This window comes from Qipengyuania gaetbuli (assembly GCF_020524765.1).
Classification (GTDB): Bacteria; Pseudomonadota; Alphaproteobacteria; order Sphingomonadales; family Sphingomonadaceae; genus Qipengyuania; species Qipengyuania gaetbuli_A.
Genome location: NZ_JAIVLR010000001.1, coordinates 1,604,022 through 1,624,067, shown reverse-complemented (window position 1 = coordinate 1,624,067; position 20,046 = coordinate 1,604,022). Strand labels below are relative to the sequence as shown.

Sequence of the window (20,046 nt, the reverse complement as noted above, 5' to 3'; positions counted from 1 at the left end):
CCCTAATGGCTCAGGTCTGCATGTCGTCGACGATCTCGACGACTTCCTCGCTCGTTTCGCGGGCGCGGTTGGACTGGCGCGGCGCATCGAGCGCGGCAAGAACCGGCGCATCGCGGTCGTAGATGTCGCCGAAGGTCTTCATCACCCCGTCGACGTCGCTCGCCATGGTGAAATAGGTGATGTAGACCGGCCACTGCTTCTCCATCGCATAGCGCGTGTACTCGCCGCTCGCGGTGATCTGCGAGACTTCCTCGATGATGGCGGGGAATTCGTCCTTGTTTTCCGCATTGCCGAGCAGCGACATCGTCATGGCCAGTTCGCGTGCACCCTGCACGCGGATGCAGCCGTGGCTGAGCGCGCGGTTGTCCTGCGCGAACAGATTGCGGCTGGGCGTATCGTGCAGGAAGATCGCGTGCGGATTGGGCATGTCGAGCTTCATCAGGCCGAGCGCGTTCTGCGGCCCCGGCTGCTGAACCACGGTGACCCAGCCATTGGCGCCCTTGGTCGCCTTGTAGCCGGCGGCCTTGGCCCAGCCGGGATTGCCCAGCACTTTCGCGCCCAGGCCTTCGCCTTTCACGATCGACTGCGGGACGGTCCAGGTCGGGTTGTAGATGACTGCCTCGACCATTTCGGCCAGCTGCGGGGTCGCGGTGCGGCCCGGCTTGCCGACGATGGTGCGGTAGCTCTTGATGATGCGGCCATTGACGGTCAGCCGCAGCTTGTATTCGGGCACGTTGGTTAGCAGGTACTGCTTGCCGAGGTCCTGCGGCAGCCAGCGCCAGCGGTCCATATTGGCGCGGATCAGCTTGCGCTTGGCAGGATCCTTGGCCGACGCCAGCTCGGTGCGCAGCCTGTCGTAATCGGGGTGCACGGGGTCGAGCGAATCGAGCGTGCCGGCGATGTCGCCGCTCGCCAGCGCTTCTTCCAGCAGCTTCCAGGTCGGCAGGCGGTCCGCATCGGGATCGACGACGAACCACTGGCGGCGCGATTCCATCGGCGTGCGCCCGTCGCGCAAATCCTCGACCAGCCAGACGAAGATTTCACTCGCCATGCGGTTCACCTCGCCGCCCGGCCCCTTGACGGTCAGCAGTTCGCTGAGCTCGTCGGCGCGGTAATCGGCCGGGTTCAGCCCTTCGGCGGCAACGGTCGGGATATAAGCGAGCAGCGCCTCGACCTGTTCGACCGACCATTCGCCTTCCAGCGAGGGCACTTCCTGCACGACTTCGCCGCTTTCCATGCGGATATCGCCGAAGGCTTCATCGACGCTCTGCTGCTTTGCAGGGGCGGGTTTGGCCGGCTGTGCCTTGGTGGCCGGCAGGAGGCTTTCGGGCGCGCTGTTCTGCGCCTGCGCAGTGCCTGCAAGAAGAATGGCGCCAGCCGCGCCGGAAAGAAGAAGAGTCTTGATAGTCATTCAGCCCACCGGATGCCGTCCGTTTCGGATCGGCCTTCATTAGCAATTGTTTGGCCCTTTATCCACGTGTGCGGCTTGCACAAGGATGAACCGGCGTGACCTTCTCGCCTGCCCGTAATATGCCCGGCGCACATGAGCGCGCAGGACAACTCGATCCGCCCGGTACTGGCGGCAACGCTGGGAATCGCGCTGTTCGCGGCGATGGACGCCGTAATGAAGGGCGGCGCGCTGGCGATCGGGGCCTATAGCGCCTTCCTGCTGCGCTGCCTGATGGGCAGCTTGCTGCTGGCGCCGATATGGTGGTGGCGCACAAGGGTCTTCCCGAGGGGCCGCGTGCTACGCATCCATTTGGTGCGCGGCACGGTCATCGCCTTCATGGGCTGGAGCTTCTTCGCCTCGCTGGTGTACCTCCCGCTCGCCGAAGCCATCGCCATCAGCTTCGTCGCGCCGCTGATCGCGCTTTATCTCGCGCGGCTTTTGCTGGGCGAGGTCATCCGCCCGCGCGCCGTTGCCGGGACGATCCTCGGGCTGGTGGGCGTGATCGTGATCGTGGCGGGCCGTATCGGGCGCGAACGGCTGGACGGCGATGCCGCCTTCGGCATCGCGCTGGTGCTGGTATCCGCCGTCCTGTTCGCCTGGAACCTCATCCTCCAGCGGCAACAGGCGCTGGTGTCCTCGCCGCTCGAGGCGAGCACCTTCCAGAACGGGATGGTGACGCTGGTGCTCGGCGTCGGCGCGCCCTTCCTGCTGGTTCTGCCGGACCGCGAGACGGTGATGCTGCTCGGCCTTGCCGCCGTGCTGGCGATCCTTGCCGCTATGCTGTTCATCTGGGCCTATGCCCGCAGCGAAACGCAGCGGCTGGTGCCGATCGAATACACCGGCTTCCTATGGGCATCGCTATTCGGCTGGCTGTTCTTCGCCGAACCGATCCGCCCCCTGACCGTGGCCGGGGCAGTACTGATCGTCATCGGCTGCTGGATTGCGACCCGCCGCCGGACCGAACAGACCGCGCTTTAGCGGGCAGCGGCGATCAGCGTATCGGGCTGTTCGCTAGCCTGCGCGGTGTTTCCAGCGCAGGTGAAGGCGGCGCTGAAGCAGCCGATCACGCCAAGTGCGGCTGCAGTTACGGCGATACGAAGGGTGCGGCGCGAACGGGTGTGCGCCTGCGACTGGGCAGTCATGTCATGCTCCTCTGGCGGGCCGCGCCTCGACTGGACTGGCCATCCGGCGCCGTTGCCCCAATTTTGCCTTAATAAGCCATGAAGCGGCGCTTTTGTTCCCGATGAGACGTTTTGCCTAGGCGGCGGGCCTTGATTTTTCGCCCGTCTCGGCGCAGGTGCGCGGCACATTGTGCCCGCCCGCCCGCACAGGCGCGAAAGGCCCCATTCTAGATCAAGGACGAATGCGCGCATGACCCAGGTCGGCAAGGATACGCTCGGAACCCGCTCCACCCTCACTGTCAACGGCAAGGACTATGCCTACTACTCCTTCGCCAAGGCGGAGAAAACGATCGGCGACGTGTCGAAATTGCCGTTCAGCCTGAAGGTGCTGCTGGAAAACATGCTGCGCTTCGAAGACGGCGGCTTCACCGTTTCGACCGACGATGCGCAGGCGATTGCCGACTGGCAGAAGAACCCCGCCACCGGCAAGGAAATCCAGTACCGCCCGGCGCGCGTGCTGCTGCAGGACTTCACCGGCGTGCCCTGCGTGGTCGACCTTGCCGCGATGCGCGATGCGATTTCGAAGCTCGGCGGCGATACCGCCAAGATCAACCCGCAGGTTCCCGTGAACCTCGTGATCGACCACTCGGTCATGGTCGACGAATTCGGCCACCCCAAGGCGTTCGAGAAGAACGTGGAACTCGAATACGCCCGCAACGCGGAACGCTACGACTTCCTCAAGTGGGGCTCGAAGAGCTTCCAGAACTTCACCGCAGTGCCCCCGGGCACCGGCATCTGCCACCAGGTGAACCTCGAATACCTCGGCAAGGGCGTGTGGTCCTCCGCTGGCGATGACGGCCAGTTGGTCGCCTATCCCGACACCTGCGTCGGCACCGACAGCCACACCACCATGATCAACGGCCTCGGCGTGCTGGGCTGGGGCGTCGGCGGGATCGAAGCCGAAGCGGCCATGCTCGGCCAGCCGGTTTCGATGCTGATCCCCGAAGTCGTCGGCTTCAAGCTGACCGGCGCGATGGCCGAAGGCGTGACCGCCACCGACCTCGTGCTGACCTGCGTGCAGATGCTGCGCGAAGTCGGCGTGGTGGGCCGCTTCGTCGAATTCTACGGCGAAGGCGTCGCCAACCTGACCCTCGCCGACCGCGCGACGATCGCCAACATGGCGCCCGAATACGGCGCGACCTGCGGCTTCTTCGGCATCGACGACAAGACGCTCGAATACATGCGCCTGACCGGCCGCGACGAGGACACCATCGCTCTCGTCGAAGCCTATTCGAAGGAACAGGGCATGTGGTTCACGCCCGAGAACGAGCCGGTCTTCACCAAGACCCTCGAACTCGACGTGTCGAAGGTCGTCCCCAGCCTTGCCGGCCCCAAGCGCCCGCAGGACCGCGTTGCGCTGCCGCAGGTGGACGAGCTGTTCAACACCGACCTTGAGAAGGTCTACAAGAAGGCCGCCCCGGCACGCGTCGGCGTCGAGGGCAAGGACCACGACATCGGTGACGGCGACGTCGTGATCGCGGCCATCACCAGTTGCACCAACACCTCCAACCCCGACGTGCTGATCGCCGCCGGCCTCGTCGCCAAGAAGGCGAACGCGCGCGGCCTCAAGCCCAAGCCGTGGGTCAAGACCAGCCTCGCACCGGGCTCGCAGGTCGTCACCGACTACCTCGAGAAGAGCGGCCTGCAGGACGATCTCGACGCGCTGGGCTTCGACCTCGTCGGCTATGGCTGCACCACCTGCATCGGCAACTCGGGCCCGCTCGCCCCGCCGATCAGCAAGGCAATAAACGGCAACGACATCGTCGCGGCCAGCGTCCTGTCGGGTAACCGCAACTTCGAAGGCCGCGTGTCGCCCGACGTGCGCGCCAACTTCCTCGCCAGCCCGCCGCTGGTGGTCGCCTACGCATTGAAGGGCACGGTGACCGAGGACATCACGCAGACCCCGATCGGCCAGGACCAGGACGGCAACGACGTGATGCTGGCCGACATCTGGCCGTCGAACGAGGAAGTGCGCGCACACCGCATCGCCAATATCGACCGCAACATGTTCGAAACCCGCTATGCCGACGTCTACAAGGGCGACGAGCACTGGCAGGCGATCAAGGTCGAGGCATCGGACACCTATCGCTGGAACCCGGTCAGCACCTACGTCGCCAGCCCGCCCTATTTCGAAGGCATGGGCATGGAACCGGCACCGGTCACCGACATCGAAGGTGCAAAGCCGCTCGCCATCCTCGGCGATTCGGTCACCACCGACCACATCTCGCCCGCCGGTTCGATCAAGGAAGACTCACCCGCAGGTGAATACCTCAAGAGCCACCAGGTCTCGAAGGCGGACTTCAACTCCTACGGCTCGCGCCGCGGCAACCACGAAGTCATGATGCGCGGCACTTTCGCCAACATCCGCATCAAGAACGAGATGGTCCCGGGCGTCGAAGGCGGCGTCACCACCTACAATGGCGAGCAGATGGCGATCTACGACGCCGCGATGAAGCACAAGGCCGACGGCACGCCGCTGGTCGTCGTCGCGGGCAAGGAATACGGCACCGGCTCCAGCCGCGACTGGGCGGCCAAGGGTACGATCCTGCTGGGCGTTCGCGCGGTCATCGTCGAAAGCTTCGAGCGTATCCACCGCTCGAACCTCGTCGGCATGGGCGTGCTGCCGGTCCAGTTCAAGGACGGCGAGACGCGCAACAGCCTCGGCCTCACGGCGACCGACAGCTTCACCATTCGCGGCCTTGCCGACCTGACGCCCGGCCAGGACCTGGAAGTCGAAGTCACCCGCGCAGACGGCTCGACCTTCACCTTCACCGCGCTCTGCCGCATCGATACGGCCAACGAGATGGAGTATTACCGCAACGGCGGCATCCTCCACTACGTGCTGCGCAAGCTGGCCGTATGATGCTGCGGTCGCTCCTTGCCCTTGCGGCGGCGGGCCTGCTCGCCGCCTGCTCGGCAGGTGCGACCACCGCGGACGACGATGTCGCCGCGCCGCACCTTGCCGGCGCGCTGACCATCGAGGCCAAGGCGCTCGCCACACGCATCGAGGCGGGCGAGCAGATCCAGCTGATCGACGTGCGCACGCCCGAAGAATTCGCCGAAGGGCACCTGGAGGGCGCGATCAACGTGCCGCTCGACAGCTTCGACCCCGCCGCGTTGCCCGATACGGGCGGGGCCGAGCGAGTGCTCTACTGCCGTTCCGCACGCCGTTCTGCCGAGGCGGCGGAGAAGCTGGCCGATGCGACCGGGCGCGATGCGGTGCATCTTGAAGGCGGCATCCTCGCCTGGGAAAAGGCGGGCCTTCCGGTCGAGCGTGACTGAGGCGGCGTGACGCTGCTCGGCCGCCTGTCGGGACTGCTGCGCCCACGTCCGGTCGACCCCATGGCCGACCCGCAAGTCCTTTCCGCCATCGGCAACAGCGTCCGCGAGCGACTGCTTGCCGACCCGCGCGCGCAGGAGCGTGGCGGCTCCAAGGCCGACCTGTTCCTGCTGCCCGGCTTCCTCGCACCTGCAGAGTGCGAACGGCTGATCGCCATCATCGAAAGTCGCATCCAGCCCTCGAAGCTGTTCAATGAGCGCAAGGTGCCGAACGCGCGCACCAGCTCGACGCATTTCTTTGCGCAGGAAGCGCCGGAAACGCTCGCGCTGGGACACAAGATCGACGAAGTCACCGGCATTGCTCGCAGCCATGCGGAGACGATCCAGGGCCAGCGTTACCGCGTGGGCGAGGAATACCGCCACCACCGCGACTATTTCCGCGAGGAACGCGACCACTGGCAGAACGAGCGGCGGCGCGGCGGGCAGCGCAGCTGGACCGCAATGGTCTACCTCAACGCGGTGGAGGCAGGCGGCGAAACAGAATTTCCCGAACTCGGCCTGACCGTCACGCCCAAACCCGGCCTCTTGATCGCATGGGACAATATGGACCGCAGCGGGCGGCCCAACCGAAATACCCGCCACGCCGCACTGCCTGTCGTCAGCGGCGAGAAATACGTGATCACGCAGTGGTACCGGCAGGAAGAATGGAGCCGCAATTACCGCTGAATAACCGGCCTGCAGGACTACGACCTGCCGAGCCTATTCGACGAGCGGCTTTGCCATCCAGTCATGCTAGGTGCATAATACAGTTCTATCTCCATGAATGTTGAGACAGATTTGGCCGTCCGATTGGCCCGGAAGGAAGAGACATGAAGAAGACCGCAATCGTCCTGGCAGCAAGCCTGCTGGTTGCTCCCGTTACCATGAGCGCGCAGGACGCCCAGCCCGCTGCGGGCGAAACCGCCGCCGCAGCGAGCGAGGACAGCGACGACGAGCGCATGATCTGCAAGCGCACCGCGATCGTCGGTTCGAAGTTCAAGAAGAAGCTGTGCGGAACCAAGGAATATTGGGACCGGATGGCGCAGAACGCCAAGGACGCGACGCGCGAATTCCAGACCCGCGGACGGGGCGTCGAACCGGGCAACTAATCTCCTAAGCCAACGAATTACACAGGGCGCCGCCTTCGGGCCGGCGCCCTTTTTCGTGGGTGCTGCAAGCAGCCCCTGACCACGAAAAAGCCCGCCGCGGCACGTGTGCCGGGCGGGCCTGAGGCGGAGCCGGCAATGCCGGCCCTGCGGTGCTCGAATTCAGGCCTTCGCGCCCTTCGCGCCGCGCACCTGGCGCAGGCGTCGCCGGCCAAGGATCGCGGCCGCGCCCAGCCCGAACAGCGCCATCATCGGCGGAGCGGGCACTTCCGTTCCGCTGCTCGTGCTCGACGGCGGCGGAGGCGGGGGAGGAGGCGGAGGCGGCGGCGGAGGAGGAGGAGGAGGAGGAGGAGGAGGAGGCGGGCCACCCGTCGTCGTGCCGCCAGTGGTGGTGCCGCCGGATGTCGAAGTGCTGGTGCTCGTGCTGGTCGAGGAACTCGTGCTCGAGCTCAGGTCGCCGCTGGTCGAAGTCGAGCTGGTGATGTCACCCGAAGTCGAGGTGGACGTCGAACTGGAGGTCGAGGTCGAGCTGCTTACATCGCCCGAAGTCGAGGACGAGGTCGACGTCGAACTCGACACGTCGCCCGAGGTCGAGCTGGACGTCGAGCTGGTGACATCGCCCGAGGTGGAGGAGGTCGAGGTCGAGGAGACTTCGCCCGTCGAGCTCGAAACGCTGCCGGTGCTGGTCGAGGTGGAGGTCGAACTGGAGGTGCTGACCTCGCCCGTGGAGGTGCTGATTCCGCCGGTCGACGTGCTGGTCGAGCTGCCACCGCTGCTGGTCGATGTGGTCACGGTGATCGGGGGCAGGTCGCCGCCCGTGGTGGTGGTCGAATTGACGACAACGCTGCCGCCGCTCGACCCGCCGCCGAAGAAACCGCCGAAGAAACCGCCGCCGAAGCCGCCGCCGTATCCGCCACCGTAACCGCCCGGGATCGAGCGCGAGCCGCCGCCGCCCGAAGGCGGGGCCGCCTGCGGCAGCGGGGGCAGCGGCACGGGGGCCATCACCACGCGCTGCACCGGCGGGCAGACATTGTTCGGATCATAGGCCGCTTCGGGCGAATCGGCGGGAACGCATTCGAGCACGCGCTGCGGAATGGTGCGCGCGGCGCGGACCGGCGGCTTGGCCCGCTTGATCGGAACCGGCTTGGCCTTGGCCTGCTTGATGCTCTTGGATTTGTAGCTTGGCGCATCGGTGATCGGGCGTTCGGCCACGTGGACCGCGCCGCCAGCGACGAGCGCACCGCCGGCGGCGATGGCTGACAATTTGGCAAGCGCTGCTTTGACCGACATATGATGCACTTCCTGCTGCGCGGAGGGCTACCCCGCATCGATCGGAAAAGCCGGATTTTCGCGAATCCCCCGACCGACGAATTTACACGTCCTTATGAGGCCACAAAACTAAATTTTCCTGACCGGCGCGAGCGTTGCGCAACGCCTGTCCCGCTATGGGACCGGAAAATCGCGGGATGTTACCGGACGATTCAGCCTATTTGTCGAACATGTCTGACTGCCCCGCGGCGCGCGGCGCGCTCATGCCGAGATGCTGCCAGCCGCCATCGTTGAGCATTCGCCCGCGCGCGGTACGGGCAATCAGGCCGAGCTGGATGAGATAGGGCTCGATCACTTCTTCCACCGTGTCGCGCGGCTCGCTGAGGCCCGCAGCCAGCGTCTCCACGCCCACCGGACCGCCCTTGTAGGTTGTCGCGATCATGGTGAGATAGCGCCGGTCCATCGCATCGAGGCCGAGGCTGTCGACTTCGAGCCGGGTCAGCGCCTCGTCGGCCACCCGGGTGGTCACCACCGCTTCGCCCAGCACGCTGGCGAAATCGCGCACGCGGCGCATCAGGCGGCCTGCAACACGAGGCGTGCCGCGCGAACGGCGGGCGATCTCGCGCGCGCCGCCTTCGTCGATGCCCATGCCGATGAGGCCTGCCCCGCGAGTCACGACCTTGAGCAGCTCGTCCTCGGTGTAGAAATTGAGCCGCACCGGGATGCCGAAACGGTCGCGCAGCGGCGTGGTCAGCAAGCCCTGCCGCGTCGTCGCGCCCACCAGCGTGAAGGGCGGCAAGTCGATCCTCACGCTGCGCGCGCTAGGCCCCTCGCCGATGATGATGTCGAGCGCGCGGTCCTCCATCGCGGGATAGAGCACCTCCTCGACCACCGGATTGAGCCGGTGGATCTCGTCGATGAAAAGGACGTCGTTGGGTTCGAGATTGGTGAGCAGCGCGGCAAGGTCGCCCGCCTTGGCGATCACCGGCCCGCTGGTGGCACGGAAACCGACGCCGAGTTCCTTCGACACGATCTGCGCCAGCGTGGTCTTGCCAAGGCCCGGAGGGCCGAAGAACAGCACATGGTCCATCGCCTCGCCGCGGTTCTTGGCCGCCTCGATGAAGACGCGAAGGTTTTCGCGCGCCGCCTTCTGCCCGACGAATTCGGACAGGCTCTTGGGCCGCAGTGCCGCATCCGGGTCTTCCGGCTGCCGCTCGGGCGAATGGAGGGGGACGGGTTCGGTCATCTCAAAACGGGTTCACCGTGTAGCCGCGCTGTTGCAGCAATGCGTGGGCGGTCATGGCGGAGAGCGCCATTTCTACGCCCGGCAGCAGGTCCTCCTGTGTCACGCCATAGGCAGCGGCGCTCTGGCCGCAGACGATGAAGCGCACGCCCTCGCCCAGCATGACCTGCACCATGTCGGCGGAGGTATTGTCGGGCCTGGCCAGCAAATCCATCACTGCCTTGCCGTGGACGACCACGGCGATGCGGATGTTGTCTTCCGGAACGCCGTGGGCGACGTGCATGTTGATGAAGCGCGCCGCGCTTTCGAAGCCGCGGTTCACCGTGCCTTCGTCCGCCGGCTTGGCCACGTCGAAGGCGATGGCGAACTCGGTATCGGCGGGCACCTGCCCGATCCCCGCGACCGGCGCGTGCGGACCGAACTGCGGGAAGACCGGGCCGGGCTTGAATGCGCTCATGTCCTGTGCCGAAGCGCCGGTCGCCATCAGCGCGGCTGCCGCCATTGCTATCGTGATACGCATGGTCATCCCCCTTATCCCGCTGCCCGCTTCAGGGCGACGCGGATGAGGTCACCCTCGCTCGCGCCTTCGCCCAGTTCTCCTTGCGCGGCGGCTACCGCCCGCGCCGCGACGGCGGGCTTGAAACCCAGGTTCTCGAGCGCGCTCACCGCATCGGCGCTGGCCCCGCCCGCCGGGGTCGCCGCCATCGCCGCGCCGCCGCCCGAGGAAGGCAGCGCGCCCGCCTTGTCCTTCAGTTCGTTGACGATGCGTCCGGCCAGTTTCGGGCCCACGCCGTTCGCGCGGGCGACCGTCGCCGCATCGCCGCTGGCGCAGGCCTGCTGCACCTCTGCGGTCGAGAGCGCGGACAGGATCGCCAGCGCCACCTTGCTGCCCACGCCCTGCACCTGGGTGAGCAGGCGGAACCAGTCGCGTTCGGCCGCTTCGGCGAAACCGAGCAGCCGCATGTCGTTTTCCGACACCTGCAGGTCGGTATAGAGCGTGCAGGCCTCGCCCTTCTCGCCCAGCGCGGCGAGCGTCTTGGTCGAACAGTGGACGAGATAGCCGACGCCCGAGACGTCGATCACCGCCCAGTCGGCACCGGTATCGTCGAGCAGGCCCTTGAGCTTTGCAATCATAAGTCTCTTTCCGCGCTACGCTTCGCTGCATGAGCGCGTTTTGTTCTTGCCCCCCAAGAAGGATTTGGTCCAGCACGAATGGACACGCGCCCACAGTTGCGACAGGAAGGCTCACCATGAGCTGGAACACTTTCGGACGCGTGCTTCGCTTCACCACCTGGGGGGAAAGCCATGGCCCCGCCATCGGCGCGGTCGTCGACGGGTGCCCGCCGGGCATCGCGCTGGCCGAAGGCGACCTCCAGCCCTTCCTGGATGCGCGCAAGCCAGGGCAGAACAAGTTCACCACGCAGCGCAAGGAGGCGGACGAGGTCCGCATCCTGTCGGGCGTGTTCGAAGGCAAGACCACGGGCACGCCGATCAGCCTGCTGATCGAGAACACCGACCAGCGCTCGAAAGACTATTCCGAGATCGCGAACACCTATCGCCCCGGCCATGCCGACTATGCCTATGACGCGAAATACGGTTTCCGCGACTATCGCGGCGGCGGGCGGTCCAGCGCGCGCGAGACGGCGATGCGCGTGGCAGCAGGCGCGGTGGCGCGAAAGGTCATCCCCGAAGTCGCAATCATTGCTTACGTCGCCGAAATCGGCGGCGACCGGATCGATCCGGCGAATTTCGATGCCGCCGAGATCGGCCGCAATCCCTTCTGGTGCCCGGATGCAGCCGCCGCCAAGCGCTGGGAAGCGCTGGTCGACGAGGCGCGGAAGGCCGGATCATCGCTCGGCGCGGTGGTCGAATGCGTCGCCACCGGCGTTCCGGCGGGCTGGGGCGCGCCGATCTATGCCAAGCTCGACAGCGATTTGGCGAGCGGCATGATGAGCATCAATGCGGTCAAGGGCGTGGAGATCGGCGACGGCTTCGAAGCTGCGCGCCTGACCGGCGAACAGAACGCCGATGCCATGTCGCCGGGCGAAAACGGCCCCGAATTCGCCGCCAACCATGCCGGCGGCATCGCGGGCGGTATCTCGACCGGCCAACCGGTGGTCTGCCGCGTCGCTTTCAAGCCGACCAGTTCGATCCTCACCCCCGTCGCCAGTATCGACCGGCAGGGCGAAGCGACACAAGTGCGCACCAAGGGCCGCCACGACCCTTGCGTGGGCATTCGCGGGACGCCGGTGGTCGAAGCGATGATGGCGCTGGTGCTGGCGGACCACAAGCTGCTCCACCGCGGACAGACGGGCCGCTGACCTAGGGCTTCTTGCCTCCGGGCGGGGGCTTGAAATGCGCGTTCAGGATGATCCGTTCGCCATAGATGCGCGTACCGTTGCGCTCGCGCAGTTGCAGGCGATAGACGCCCTCTGCCTGCAAAGCCGCTTCGCCGAAGCCGTAATTTGCAGGCGCTTCTCCAAGCAGGCGGCAATCGCGCACCCGGTCGCGGCGGATGATCTCGCAATCGAGGCGAGCCACGCCTGCAATCCGTTCGAACTTTGCTGCGTCCGGATAGTAGCGGTGCAACCGCTCGAACCGCATCGACGGAGCCCAGCTCAGCCGGACCAGCCGCTTGGGCGCGGCCGCCTCGCCGCCACCGCCCTTGCCGCTGCCTACGCCCGACCCCGTGCCCGTTCCGATGCCGCCCAGCCCGGTCCCGCCCGGCCCGGTTATGGCGGATGGCGGTACAAGGGCGAGATCAGGCCGCTCGACAGCGACCATCACCGGTTCCGGCTCGGTCAGGACGATCGGGGCCAGCGGCAGGCTGCGCGCTACTTCGGGGGCAGGTGCGCCGCCCGCGATGTCCGGCTCTGCCGCAGGCGGATCGGGCACCGGCGGCGGTGGTTCGGGCGCAGCTTTGGGTAGCAGGATCACCGGCAGCGGCTGCGGCGGTTCGGGCACTGCCGCACGCATCTGGAGGGCTATCAGCAGGAGCGCGAATTGCGAGATCGTCAGGCCGGCCGCAATGCCGGCGCTGCGCCAGTCGAGGCGCCTGTTGCCTGCCGCGGAGCGCGGGGATCGGTCTGCGAGGACAGCTCCCATCCCCTTCACCTAGCACGAAAATCCGGATTTCGCGAACCGGCTTGCCACACCCCTCTCTTGCGCCAGACGCAACGAAATCGCCCGACAGTTGCACTTATCGAAAGTTCTAATCGATTGATTGATTATTTCGATGCTCGCAATCGCACAAAATCGCTTTTGTGCATCGCAGCGAACCCTATCTGGAGGGCACGAATTCCAACCCGAACATACGGAGAATAACAACCATGGGTATCATCGGAAGCCAGATCAAACCGTTCAAGGCCACCGCCTTCCAGGCCGGCAAGGACTTCTACGACGTCACCGACGAAGACGTGCGCGGCAAGTGGGCCGTGTTCTTCTTCTATCCGGCCGACTTCACCTTCGTCTGCCCGACCGAGCTCGAAGACCTCGGCGAGCACTACGAAATGCTCCAGAAGCTGGACGTCGAAGTCTACGGCGTGTCGACCGACACCCACTTCAGCCACAAGGCCTGGCACGACACCTCGGAAAAGATCGGCAAGCTGAACTTCCCGTTCCTGGGCGACCAGAACCACGAGCTGGCCAAGAACTTCGACGTGCTGCGTGAAGGCGTGGGCCTGGCCGATCGCGCCACCTTCGTCGTCGACCCTGACGGCGTGATCCAGCTGGTCGAGCAGACCTGCGAAGGCGTCGGCCGCAATGCCAACGAACTGGTCCGCAAGATCCGCGCCGCCCAGTACGTGCGCAACAACCCCGGCCAGGTCTGCCCGGCAGCCTGGGAAGAAGGCAGCGAAACCCTCGCTCCTTCGCTCGACCTCGTCGGCAAGATCTAAGCGCGACAAGACCGGCGGCGCCCATCTTCTCCGGGTGCCGCCCAAGAGCCCGAGCCTGACTGGACTCGGGTCGCTGGAAGGCCCGGGGCACTTGCCTCCCCCCCGCCCCGGGCCTTTTCCCATCTTCCATCCCTTCGGAGACTTTCATGCTCGACACCGCGATGAAGCAGCAGCTTTCGACCTATCTCGCCAATCTGCGCGAGCCGATCGAACTCGTCGCCTCGCTGGGCGATGACGCCAAGTCCGCGCAAACGCGCGAACTGCTGGAGGAAATCGCCGCGCTGCACGATCTCGTCAACGCGAGCTTCGACGGGACCGACGCGCGCAAGCCCAGCTTCGTCATCCGCCGCGCCAGCGATGCGGAAAAGTGGGTGCGCTTCGCGGGCCTGCCGATGGGCCACGAGTTCACCAGCCTCGTCCTCGCCCTGCTGTGGGCCGGCGGCCATCCGCCCAAGGTCGATGCCGACCTCATCGAACAGGTCCGCGGCCTCGAGGGCGATTACAATTTCGAGATGTATTTCTCGCTGTCCTGCCACAACTGCCCCGACGTGGTGCAGGCGCTGACGCTGATGGCGCTGGAAAACCCGCGCATCACCGCCACGCTGATCGAAGGCGGCACGCACAAGGACGAAGTCGAGGCACGCGAGATCATGGCGGTCCCCGCGACCTTCCTCAACGGCGAGCCCTTCTACAACGGCAAGATGGAATTGGCCGAAATCCTCGCCAAGCTCGACACGGGCAGCGAGGAGAAGGCGGCAGAAAAGCTGTCGGCCAAGGACCCGTTCGAAGTGCTCGTCATCGGCGGCGGTCCGGCAGGCGCGGCAACCGCAATCTACACTGCGCGCAAGGGCTTTCGCACCGGTATCGCGGCGGAACGCTTCGGCGGCCAGCTGCACGACACGCTCGGCATCGAGAACCTGCCCGGCACGCCCTATACCGAAGGGCCGAAGCTGGCTGGTGAACTCAAACGCCACGTGGGCGAATACGACATCGACCTGATGGATCTCGCCAAGGCCGTGAAGCTTGTCCCAGCCACTAAGGAAGGCGGCTTTCACACGGTCGAACTGGGCAATGGCGCAAGCCTCAAGGCGCGCAGCCTGATCCTCGCGACGGGTGCGCGCTGGCGCAATCTCGGCGTGCCGGGCGAGGCGGAATACCGCAACAAGGGTGTCGCCTATTGCCCGCACTGCGACGGGCCGCTGTTCAAGGGCAAGCGCATCGCGGTGATCGGCGGCGGCAATTCCGGCGTCGAGGCGGCGATCGACCTCGCCAAGATCGTCGGCCACGTCACGCTGGTCGAATATGACGAGAAGCTGCGCGCCGACGAAGTGCTGCAGGCCAAGCTGCGCAGCCTCCCCAATGTCGAGATCGTCACCAGCGGCCAGACGACCGAGATCACCGGCGAGAACGGCAAGGTCAACGGCCTCGTCCTCAAAGACCGCAAGTCGGGTTCCGAACGCCGCATCGCGCTCGAAGGCGTGTTCGTCCAGATCGGCCTCGTGCCGAACACCGAATGGCTGCAGGGCTCGGGCCTCGAACTGACGAAGTTCGGCGAAATCGTCACCGATGAGGAAGGCCGCACCAATGTGCCCGGCATCTTCGGTGCAGGCGATGTGACCGACGTGCCTTACAAGCAGATCGTCGTCGCCATGGGCGAAGGCTCGAAGGCGGGCCTGTCCGCCTTCGATTACCTGATCCGCACGGAGCCGGTGGAGGACATCGCCCAGGCCGCCTGAAATTGACCCAGATCAGTTACGAAAGCGTCGTCATTCCAGCGGGATGGCGGCGCTTTTCGCAACTGGGGCACGCTTCGCCGCTCAATCGCTTATGGCAATCAATTTGAACCGTTTAATCGATTGGACGAATTAACGGGCGCCGTTCATCGTCCTTCGGTTCTCGGGCGGGAGACCGAGTCTTTTTTCGAAGGAGAGAGTTCAATGGACGCCAAGACCGGAGATATCAGCGGTTGTCCTTTCCACGGCAACGCCGGCACGCGCTCGCTGTTCGGCCGTACCAACCGCGACTGGTGGCCCGACCAGCTCGACCTTGAAATCCTGACCGAAGGCGGCCGCGCGGCCGATCCGATGGGCGAGGATTTCGACTATTGCGAAGCCTTCAACGCGCTCGACTACAACGCGCTCAAGAAGGATCTCACCGACCTCATGACCGACAGCCAGCCCTGGTGGCCGGCAGACTATGGTCACTACGGCCCCTTCTTCATCCGCATGGCCTGGCACGCAGCCGGTACCTATCGCACGGGCGATGGGCGCGGCGGCGGCGGCAGCGGCCAGCAGCGCTTCGCTCCGCTCAACAGCTGGCCGGACAACGGCAACCTCGACAAGGCCCGCCGCCTGCTGTGGCCGATCAAGCAGAAGTACGGCAAGCACATCAGCTGGGCCGACCTGTTCATCCTCACCGGCAACGTCGCCATTGAATCGATGGGTGGTCCCGTCTTCGGCTTCGGCGGCGGCCGCAAGGACGTGTACGATCCGGAAACCGTCTATTGGGGCACGGAAGAACAGTGGGTCGACACCGGTGCGGAAACCCGCATCCTGCCCGACGAGGGCAAGGCGCTCGAAAACCCGCTGGCAGCGATCCAGATGGGCCTCATCTACGTCAATCCCGAAGGTCCGGGCGGCAATCCCAACGACTGGGAAGGCATGGCGCGCGACATGAAGGAAACCTTCGCGCGCATGGCCATGAACGACGAGGAAACCGTTGCGCTGACCGCCGGTGGCCACGCTTTCGGCAAGGCCCACGGTGCCAAGCCTTCGGACACGTTCTCGGGCGCGCCGGAAGGCGAAACCCTGCATCGCATGGGCTTCGGCTGGCTGACCGATCCGGAAGAAATCGAGAAGGGCCACATCACCACCTCGGGTATCGAAGGTGCCTGGACGCCCAATCCGACGCAGTGGGGTGGCGACTACTTCCGCCTTCTGTTCAAGTACGATTACGAGCTCGTCCAGAGCCCGGCCGGCGCGAACCAGTGGCAGCCGATCAATCCCGATCCGGAAGACATGGCACCCGATGCGCGGGACCCGAGCAAGAAGGTCCCGACCATGATGACCACCGCCGACATGGCGCTGAAGCGTGACCCGGATTATCGCAAGATTTCCGAACGCTTCCGCGACGACCAGGCGGCGCTGGACGATGCCTTCGCCCGCGCATGGTTCAAGCTGTGCCACCGCGACATGGGTCCCAAGGTCCGTTACCTCGGCCCGGAAGTCCCGGCTGAAGACCTGATCTGGCAGGACCCCGTCCCCGCCGGCAAGCAGGCCTCGGACGCGGCGGTTGCGGACTTCAAGGCCAAGGTCCTCGCCAGCGGCCTGTCAATTGCCGAACTGGTCAAGACGGCCTGGGCCTCGGCCTCGACCTACCGCAATTCGGACCACCGGGGCGGCGCCAACGGTGCCCGCATCCGCCTCTCGCCGATGAAGGACTGGAAAGCGAACGAGCCCGACAAGCTCGCCAAGGTCCTGGCCAAGCTCGACGAACTGCGCGGCGACCTCTCGATGGCCGATGCCATCGTGATCGCCGGTTCGGCTGCAGTCGAGAAGGCAGCCAAGGATGCCGGCTTCGACGTCGCGGTCCCGGTTACCACCGGCCGCGGCGATGCCAGCCAGGAGCAGACCGACGCCGAGAGCTTCGAGCCGCTCGAGCCCTTCGCCGACGGCTTCCGCAACTACCTCAAGACCAAGGCTTCGGTGAAGACCGAGGACATGCTGGTCGACAAGGCACACCTGCTCGGCCTCTCGATCCCCGAGATGACCGTGCTGGTCGGCGGGCTGCGCGCAATGGGCGCGGTCTATGGCGACAAGCCGCTGGGCGTTCTCACCGACACCCCGGGCAAGCTCGACAATTCCTTCTTCGTGAACCTGCTCGAAATGGGCACGGTGTGGGAAGTGGTCGACGAGAGCGGCGACGAGGAATTCGTCGGTCGCTGCCGCCTGAAGGGTGCCGAAAAATGGCGCGCCACGCGCACCGACCTCGTCTTCGGTTCGAACTCGCGCCTGCGCGCCGTGGCCGAAGTCTATGCCGAGAACGGTAACGAGGAGAAGTTCGTGCGCGACTTCGTCAAGGCCTGGACCAAGGTCATGGACGCGGACCGTTTCGACCTGACCTACGCCAAGTACCACAAATAACGGGTCATACCCGAGCCCACTGGGCCGCAGAAGAAGCCCCCGGCAGCAATGTCGGGGGCTTTTTCGTGCTTTACTGCACGCCGCCACCCGCTACGCAACGGGCATGAGCATCGCATTTTCGCAACGGGCCCGCGTTCTCGCCGGCATCATCTCGCTGGCAGCCTTCATCGGCCTCGCGGTCCAGTCCACGCTCAATCTCGAACGGGACGGCAGCCCGCTCGTCTCCTTCGCCCTGCTGCTGCGTTTCTTCACGATCTGGAGCAATCTGGCTGCCGCCGTGCTGTTCGCCTGGATCGCAGCGAAGGGATCGATCCACCGCGCCGTGCCTTTTGCGCTTGCGACCGCAATCACGATCGTGGCCATCGTCTATCACACTCTGCTGGCGGCAGATCACCACCCGGTCGGGCTGGACTGGTATACCAACCAGATGCACCACACGATCATTCCCGCCGCGACGGTCGGCTGGTGGCTGGCCTTCACCCGTCCGGCCGACAATGGCTGGAAGGACCTGCCGCTGGTGATGATCGCGCCGGTGACCTACACCGTCTTCGCACTGGTTTATGGCGAAATGAGCGGTTTCTACGCCTATTTCTTCCTCGACGTGCCGCAGTACGGATATGGCCGGGTCTTCGCGAATATCGCGGGGCTTGCGCTGGTGTTCATGCTGTTCGGTGCGCTGCTGCTCGGTCTGCGCCGGCTTGTCAGCGCTCGCGCCTGAGCACGATGTAGAGCGCGCCGTCTCCGCCATGGCGCTGGTGCGCGCGGCGGACCGCGGCGATGGCGGAATGGTGGCTGGAGGCCGCCAGCCAGTCCAGCACCTTGGCCCTGATCGCCCCGCGCCGCTCCGCCCGGTCGGCAGGCGCGACGGGACGCGGCTTGCCGGTGATTAGCAGCACCGTGCGCGCACCGATGGCGCGGGCCTGCGCGATGCCGCTCATCAGCCGGTCGTAGGCCGCATCGAGCCCGTGGTCGTGCAGGTCGAGCGTCACATCGGGCTGGATAGAACCCGACTTGAGCCTGCGGTCCCAGTGGGAATCGAGCGAATTGGTTTGCGGCGGCGGCGGGGGCGGTGCCTTCTTCGGCGGCGCTACCGCCTTGCGGACCTTCGGCAGGGGCTTGGGAGGAGCAGGCGCTGTCACGGCAGCCGGTGCAAGCGCCACTGGCCGCTTTACCGGAGGGTGCAGCGGATCGACCGTCGCCGCGACCTTTTCCCAGGCCGCTGCTTCTTCTGCCGTCAGGCCACGCGGCGCAGTCACGGTTTGAGACGCGCGAGCGTTCCCTTGGGCAGGAGGATGTAGGCCTTGCCGCGCCCGCTCATGCCGCCGGCGATCTCGCGTGCATCGGCACCATTGCCCCAGAACGTGTCGAAGCGGTTGGCACCCTTGATCGCGCCGCCCGTGTCCTGCGCCACCCAAAGCCCATCGGCGACGTCGCGGTCGAGATCGAGCCAGACGGGCGCGCCATAGGGCACGAACTTGGGGTCCACCGCCACGCTGTCGCGGCCTCGCACCGGCACTTCGAGCGAGCCGAGCGGGCCATCGGTCGTCAGCTCGCGGAAGAAGATCCAGCTCTTGTTGAGGTTCATCAGCGCCTCGCCCTCTTCAGGGTTGTCGCGGATGTACTGGATGATGCCCTGCATCGACCCGGGATACTGGCCCGGCCCGTCGCCGATCAGCCCGCGTTCGCGCATGATCGAACCGACGCCGACATATTCGCGCCCGTTTTGCCCGGCATAGCCGATGCGCATGACGCTGCCGTCGGGCTGGCGCAGCAGGCCCGAACCCTGGATCTGGAGGAAGAAGAATTCGACCGGATCGGCGGCCCAGGCGATGACCGGCACCTTGCCTTCGAGCGCGCCTGCGACGATTTCGGCCCGCTCGAAATAGGGCACGAACTTGCCGCTCTCGTCATACCGGCCGAGCGGGGGGCGACCGGTTCGTTCGGCTTCGGGCGTGTCGTCGGGCCATGCGCGCACGAGGTCGGTCGGCATGGCATAGACCGGCACGTCGTATCCCGGCGCGCGGGTACGGCTGCCGAGGATTTCCGGCTCGAAATAGCCGGTGGCGAAGGCCTTGCCCTCACCCACGACTGCGGTTTCGAACTGGCTGGTGAAGAACAGGCGCGGCTCGCTCGACCAGTTGGTCGCGGCAAGGCACGGGCCCTGCCAGTCGAGCCGGCTGGTGAGGCCGCTCGCATCGTCGCGGAACAGGATCTTGTCGCACGAGGCGCGAAACGCGGACAGGGCCGCGGCAGCATCCTGCGACCCGATCGGCAGGCTGGCGATGTCAGGCCCCGCAGTCAGCCCTGCCGACAGGGCGTTGTCGGCCAGCGTCGCGGGCGGCGGCGGGACCACGCCCGTGTCCATCGGCGGCCTTGCATCGGGAACCACGGCGCAGGCGGACAGCAGCAAAGCCGCCCCTGCTATGAGCGCGCTTCGCATC

Annotated in this window: 19 protein-coding genes; 10 read left to right on the top strand and 9 right to left on the bottom strand. The window is 65.9% G+C overall.

Annotated features, from left to right (window positions below; genetic code table 11):
- Positions 1 to 10 precede the first annotated feature (10 nt).
- Positions 11 to 1,411 carry a L,D-transpeptidase family protein gene (locus LC083_RS08190; RefSeq protein WP_222555004.1) on the bottom strand — a complete coding sequence of 467 codons (1,401 nt, stop codon included), beginning with the start codon at positions 1,409 to 1,411 and terminating at the stop codon, positions 11 to 13.
- Between the two features lie 132 nt (positions 1,412 to 1,543).
- Here LC083_RS08190 and LC083_RS08185 point away from each other — a divergent pair, with 132 nt between their 5' ends.
- On the top strand, positions 1,544 to 2,428 hold the full coding sequence (locus LC083_RS08185) for a DMT family transporter (protein WP_226699937.1): 885 nt from the start codon (positions 1,544 to 1,546) through the stop codon (positions 2,426 to 2,428).
- Here the strand turns inward: LC083_RS08185 and LC083_RS08180 are convergent.
- Positions 2,425 to 2,592, bottom strand: coding sequence for a hypothetical protein (locus tag LC083_RS08180; RefSeq protein WP_226699936.1), 168 nt, complete (start codon positions 2,590 to 2,592; stop codon positions 2,425 to 2,427). The genes LC083_RS08185 and LC083_RS08180 overlap by 4 nt on opposite strands.
- Before the next feature lie 229 nt (positions 2,593 to 2,821).
- On the opposite strand from LC083_RS08180, the gene acnA reads away from it, so the two are divergent.
- The 4 genes from acnA to LC083_RS08160 all read left to right on the top strand — a co-directional run bounded on the left by acnA (position 2,822) and on the right by LC083_RS08160 (position 7,058).
- Positions 2,822 to 5,494 (top strand): aconitate hydratase AcnA, encoded by a 2,673-nt coding sequence (gene acnA, locus LC083_RS08175; protein ID WP_226699935.1) that lies wholly within the window; start codon positions 2,822 to 2,824, stop codon positions 5,492 to 5,494.
- Entirely contained in the window at positions 5,494 to 5,913 is a 420-nt protein-coding gene (locus tag LC083_RS08170) for a rhodanese-like domain-containing protein (RefSeq protein ID WP_226699934.1), read from the top strand. The genes acnA and LC083_RS08170 overlap by 1 nt, the downstream gene beginning before the upstream one ends.
- A 6-nt stretch (positions 5,914 to 5,919) precedes the next feature.
- Positions 5,920 to 6,636, top strand: coding sequence for a prolyl hydroxylase family protein (locus LC083_RS08165; RefSeq protein ID WP_226699933.1), 717 nt, complete (start codon positions 5,920 to 5,922; stop codon positions 6,634 to 6,636).
- Positions 6,637 to 6,779: 143 nt separating this feature from the next.
- Positions 6,780 to 7,058, top strand: coding sequence for a hypothetical protein (locus tag LC083_RS08160; protein ID WP_226699932.1), 279 nt, complete (start codon positions 6,780 to 6,782; stop codon positions 7,056 to 7,058).
- 159 nt (positions 7,059 to 7,217) lie between these two features.
- Here LC083_RS08160 and LC083_RS08155 read toward each other — a convergent pair whose 3' ends face one another.
- The 4 genes from LC083_RS08155 to ruvA all read right to left on the bottom strand — a co-directional run bounded on the left by LC083_RS08155 (position 7,218) and on the right by ruvA (position 10,701).
- Positions 7,218 to 8,345 carry an MYXO-CTERM sorting domain-containing protein gene (locus LC083_RS08155; RefSeq protein WP_226699931.1) on the bottom strand — a complete coding sequence of 376 codons (1,128 nt, stop codon included), beginning with the start codon at positions 8,343 to 8,345 and terminating at the stop codon, positions 7,218 to 7,220.
- Between the two features lie 196 nt (positions 8,346 to 8,541).
- On the bottom strand, positions 8,542 to 9,570 hold the full coding sequence (gene ruvB / locus LC083_RS08150) for a Holliday junction branch migration DNA helicase RuvB (RefSeq protein ID WP_226699930.1): 1,029 nt from the start codon (positions 9,568 to 9,570) through the stop codon (positions 8,542 to 8,544).
- Between the two features lies 1 nt (position 9,571).
- On the bottom strand, positions 9,572 to 10,087 hold the full coding sequence (locus tag LC083_RS08145) for a DsrE family protein (RefSeq protein WP_226699929.1): 516 nt from the start codon (positions 10,085 to 10,087) through the stop codon (positions 9,572 to 9,574).
- A gap of 11 nt (positions 10,088 to 10,098) precedes the next feature.
- A complete protein-coding gene (ruvA, locus tag LC083_RS08140; protein ID WP_226699928.1) occupies positions 10,099 to 10,701 on the bottom strand; it encodes a Holliday junction branch migration protein RuvA in 603 nt (200 codons plus the stop codon).
- 116 nt (positions 10,702 to 10,817) lie between these two features.
- Here ruvA and aroC point away from each other — a divergent pair, with 116 nt between their 5' ends.
- Positions 10,818 to 11,888 carry a chorismate synthase gene (gene aroC / locus LC083_RS08135; protein ID WP_226699927.1) on the top strand — a complete coding sequence of 357 codons (1,071 nt, stop codon included), beginning with the start codon at positions 10,818 to 10,820 and terminating at the stop codon, positions 11,886 to 11,888.
- Position 11,889: 1 nt separating this feature from the next.
- Here aroC and LC083_RS08130 read toward each other — a convergent pair whose 3' ends face one another.
- Positions 11,890 to 12,672, bottom strand: a complete 783-nt coding sequence (locus LC083_RS08130) for an energy transducer TonB (protein WP_226699926.1) — start codon at positions 12,670 to 12,672, stop codon at positions 11,890 to 11,892.
- A 224-nt stretch (positions 12,673 to 12,896) separates the two neighbouring features.
- On the opposite strand from LC083_RS08130, the gene ahpC reads away from it, so the two are divergent.
- The 4 genes from ahpC to LC083_RS08110 all read left to right on the top strand — a co-directional run bounded on the left by ahpC (position 12,897) and on the right by LC083_RS08110 (position 18,323).
- Positions 12,897 to 13,463, top strand: a complete 567-nt coding sequence (ahpC, locus tag LC083_RS08125; protein ID WP_160608860.1) for an alkyl hydroperoxide reductase subunit C — start codon at positions 12,897 to 12,899, stop codon at positions 13,461 to 13,463.
- 146 nt (positions 13,464 to 13,609) lie between these two features.
- Positions 13,610 to 15,199 carry an alkyl hydroperoxide reductase subunit F gene (ahpF, locus tag LC083_RS08120; protein WP_226699925.1) on the top strand — a complete coding sequence of 530 codons (1,590 nt, stop codon included), beginning with the start codon at positions 13,610 to 13,612 and terminating at the stop codon, positions 15,197 to 15,199.
- 201 nt (positions 15,200 to 15,400) lie between these two features.
- Positions 15,401 to 17,605, top strand: a complete 2,205-nt coding sequence (katG, locus tag LC083_RS08115; RefSeq protein WP_226699924.1) for a catalase/peroxidase HPI — start codon at positions 15,401 to 15,403, stop codon at positions 17,603 to 17,605.
- 103 nt (positions 17,606 to 17,708) lie between these two features.
- A complete protein-coding gene (locus tag LC083_RS08110) occupies positions 17,709 to 18,323 on the top strand; it encodes a Pr6Pr family membrane protein (protein WP_226699923.1) in 615 nt (204 codons plus the stop codon).
- Here LC083_RS08110 and LC083_RS08105 read toward each other — a convergent pair.
- The gene (locus LC083_RS08105) at positions 18,307 to 18,861 is read right to left on the bottom strand and encodes a Smr/MutS family protein (protein WP_226699922.1); all 555 of its coding nucleotides are present in this window, start codon (positions 18,859 to 18,861) and stop codon (positions 18,307 to 18,309) included. The genes LC083_RS08110 and LC083_RS08105 overlap by 17 nt on opposite strands.
- The gene (locus LC083_RS08100) at positions 18,858 to 20,045 is read right to left on the bottom strand and encodes a murein transglycosylase A (protein WP_226699921.1); all 1,188 of its coding nucleotides are present in this window, start codon (positions 20,043 to 20,045) and stop codon (positions 18,858 to 18,860) included. Before LC083_RS08100 ends, LC083_RS08105 begins: the two co-directional genes overlap by 4 nt.
- Position 20,046 lies beyond the last annotated feature (1 nt).

Excerpts from the sequence above, each read along its gene's own strand:
- LC083_RS08190 (WP_222555004.1), bottom strand. The coding sequence starts at position 1,411 with ATGACTATCAAGACTCTTCTTCTTTCCGGCGCGGCTGGCGCCATTCTT.
- LC083_RS08185 (WP_226699937.1), top strand. The coding sequence starts at position 1,544 with ATGAGCGCGCAGGACAACTCGATCCGCCCGGTACTGGCGGCAACGCTG.
- LC083_RS08180 (WP_226699936.1), bottom strand. The coding sequence starts at position 2,592 with ATGACTGCCCAGTCGCAGGCGCACACCCGTTCGCGCCGCACCCTTCGT.
- acnA (WP_226699935.1), top strand. The coding sequence starts at position 2,822 with ATGACCCAGGTCGGCAAGGATACGCTCGGAACCCGCTCCACCCTCACT.
- LC083_RS08170 (WP_226699934.1), top strand. The coding sequence starts at position 5,494 with ATGCTGCGGTCGCTCCTTGCCCTTGCGGCGGCGGGCCTGCTCGCCGCC.
- LC083_RS08160 (WP_226699932.1), top strand. The coding sequence starts at position 6,780 with ATGAAGAAGACCGCAATCGTCCTGGCAGCAAGCCTGCTGGTTGCTCCC.
- LC083_RS08155 (WP_226699931.1), bottom strand. The coding sequence starts at position 8,345 with ATGTCGGTCAAAGCAGCGCTTGCCAAATTGTCAGCCATCGCCGCCGGC.
- ruvB (WP_226699930.1), bottom strand. The coding sequence starts at position 9,570 with ATGACCGAACCCGTCCCCCTCCATTCGCCCGAGCGGCAGCCGGAAGAC.
- LC083_RS08145 (WP_226699929.1), bottom strand. The coding sequence starts at position 10,087 with ATGCGTATCACGATAGCAATGGCGGCAGCCGCGCTGATGGCGACCGGC.
- ruvA (WP_226699928.1), bottom strand. The coding sequence starts at position 10,701 with ATGATTGCAAAGCTCAAGGGCCTGCTCGACGATACCGGTGCCGACTGG.
- aroC (WP_226699927.1), top strand. The coding sequence starts at position 10,818 with ATGAGCTGGAACACTTTCGGACGCGTGCTTCGCTTCACCACCTGGGGG.
- LC083_RS08130 (WP_226699926.1), bottom strand. The coding sequence starts at position 12,672 with ATGGGAGCTGTCCTCGCAGACCGATCCCCGCGCTCCGCGGCAGGCAAC.
- ahpC (WP_160608860.1), top strand. The coding sequence starts at position 12,897 with ATGGGTATCATCGGAAGCCAGATCAAACCGTTCAAGGCCACCGCCTTC.
- ahpF (WP_226699925.1), top strand. The coding sequence starts at position 13,610 with ATGCTCGACACCGCGATGAAGCAGCAGCTTTCGACCTATCTCGCCAAT.
- katG (WP_226699924.1), top strand. The coding sequence starts at position 15,401 with ATGGACGCCAAGACCGGAGATATCAGCGGTTGTCCTTTCCACGGCAAC.
- LC083_RS08110 (WP_226699923.1), top strand. The coding sequence starts at position 17,709 with ATGAGCATCGCATTTTCGCAACGGGCCCGCGTTCTCGCCGGCATCATC.
- LC083_RS08100 (WP_226699921.1), bottom strand. The coding sequence starts at position 20,045 with ATGCGAAGCGCGCTCATAGCAGGGGCGGCTTTGCTGCTGTCCGCCTGC.